Source organism: Clostridium sp. (assembly GCF_029258205.1).
Taxonomy (GTDB): domain Bacteria; phylum Bacillota; class Clostridia; order Clostridiales; family Clostridiaceae; genus Sarcina.
In genome coordinates this window covers 1-2,165 of record NZ_JARHZJ010000097.1, presented here as the reverse complement: position 1 = coordinate 2,165, position 2,165 = coordinate 1, and the positions used below count along the sequence as shown (strand labels likewise).

1 protein-coding gene and 1 pseudogene are annotated in these 2,165 nt (G+C 32.8%); both read right to left on the bottom strand.

What is annotated here, in order from left to right; all coding sequences use genetic code 11:
- Positions 1 to 246: pseudogene (locus Q1J60_RS12085) on the bottom strand (IS30 family transposase); the annotation flags it as partial.
- Positions 247 to 943: 697 nt separating this feature from the next.
- On the bottom strand, positions 944 to 2,137 hold the full coding sequence (gene tuf, locus Q1J60_RS12080) for an elongation factor Tu (protein ID WP_300375916.1): 1,194 nt from the start codon (positions 2,135 to 2,137) through the stop codon (positions 944 to 946).
- Between the last annotated feature and the right edge of the window lie 28 nt (positions 2,138 to 2,165).

The following is a 2,165-nucleotide window of genomic DNA, read 5'->3' as shown; positions in this document are numbered from 1 at the left end:
ATAAAATCACTACATTCTAATAGTTTGTATTTACGACTGGATTTTAAGCGATTCTTTTTATAAATAGCTTCTCCAGTATCAGCAACAAAGTACACTTTAAATTCCTTACCTTGCTTAATTTGCTTAGTAGTACCACGGCATGTTTCGTTTAAAACGGTATTTATTAGGTCTATTTAGTTCTTTTGCTATTTTGTAAGCAGAAAAGCCATCTTTAAGACGTATTTCAACTATCATATGCTCTTTCATATTTAAGTGTTTATTTTTTCTTTACTCTATCTTATGATTTTGATAGTCCATTGTGATTATCCTCCGTGTGTTGTATTTTGTTGTTGCGATTAAATCATAACACAGGTTAATCAACCATGGATTTTTTATTTAGTTCAATTTCATTTTACAATTAAGCATTAATTTCTATTTATATTATATAAGTAATAATCTAACTTACAAATTATATTGTTTGAAACTTTTAACTAAGCATATAATATATACTATTGATAAACCGGATTTTAAAATTACATAAATTGTATAAATCCTAATTTTTTCCATAAAATACACTCTTAAATTACTACATATATTTCTTAATCCTTATATAGAATATATTTTAATTATTAAAGTCATAACTATTTGTGAAAAGTTTTACTTCCATAAAGACTATTCACATAGCAAGTGGGTTTCATTACAAAAAAGAGAGAGGAAAATCCTCTCTCTCTTCTCACAGGCCTTTTGACTTGAACTCTCTTTTTTGTAAAACCCAAAATCAATGCGCTTTAATTTTGTATTTTATTTTAAGAGCTTTCTGATTCATACGTCTATGCTTCAGAAATTTTTCTTAAATAGAAATTCATAATATACTTTTGCGCTAAGCTATTATTCAAATCTATTTAGCATTATTCCCGTGTTCAACGGTACTAAAATTTAAGTATAAATTTTATAAAAGTTAGAATTACTCGATTATTGAAGTAACAACTCCTGAACCTACAGTTCTTCCACCTTCTCTGATAGCGAATCTTAATCCTTCATCCATAGCGATTTCTGTGATTAATTCAACTTCCATATCGATGTGGTCTCCAGGCATAACCATTTCCATTCCATCTGGTAATTTGATTGATCCTGTAACGTCTGTTGTTCTGAAGTAGAATTGTGGTCTGTATCCATCGAAGAATGGAGTATGTCTTCCACCTTCTTCTTTTTTAAGTACGTATACTTGACCTACGAATTTTTTGTGTGGGTTTATTGTTCCAGTTTGAGCTAAAACTTGACCTCTTTCGATGTCAGTTCTTTGGATCCCTCTTAATAATGCTCCTATGTTATCTCCAGCTTGTGCTTCATCTAATAACTTTCTGAACATTTCGATTCCTGTAACAACAGTTTTTCTTCTCTCTTCAGTTAATCCGATTATCTCTACTTCGTCTCCAACGTGTAGAATTCCTCTTTCAACTCTTCCTGTTGCAACTGTTCCTCTACCAGTGATTGTGAATACGTCCTCTACTGGCATTAAGAATGGTTTATCTGTTGCTCTTTCTGGTGTTGGGATGTAGCTATCTACAGCATCCATTAATTCTCTGATACAAGCTGTTGCAGCTTCGTCAGTTGGGTTTTCTAATGCTACTAAAGCTGATCCTTTGATTACTGGAATATCATCTCCTGGGAAGTTATACTCGCTTAATAATTCTCTAACTTCCATTTCAACTAATTCTAATAATTCTTCATCGTCAACCATATCTGCTTTGTTTAAGAATACTACGATGTGGTCAACTCCAACTCTTGATGATAATAAGATATGCTCTCTTGTTTGTGGCATTGGACCATCAGCTGCTGAACAAACTAATATAGCTCCGTCCATTTGAGCTGCTCCAGTAATCATGTTTTTAACGTAGTCAGCATGTCCTGGACAGTCAACGTGTGCGTAGTGTCTGTTAGGTGTTTCATACTCAACATGTGATGTGTTGATTGTGATTCCTCTTTCTTTTTCTTCTGGAGCTTTATCTATTTCATCGTATTTGAACGCTTCTGCTCCACCAGCTTGTGCTAAAACTGTTGTTATAGCTGCTGTTAAAGTTGTTTTACCGTGGTCTACGTGACCGATTGTTCCAATATTAACGTGTGGTTTGCTTCTTTCAAATTTTGCTTTTGACATTGCAAATTCCTCCTTTAAAATTCAAATA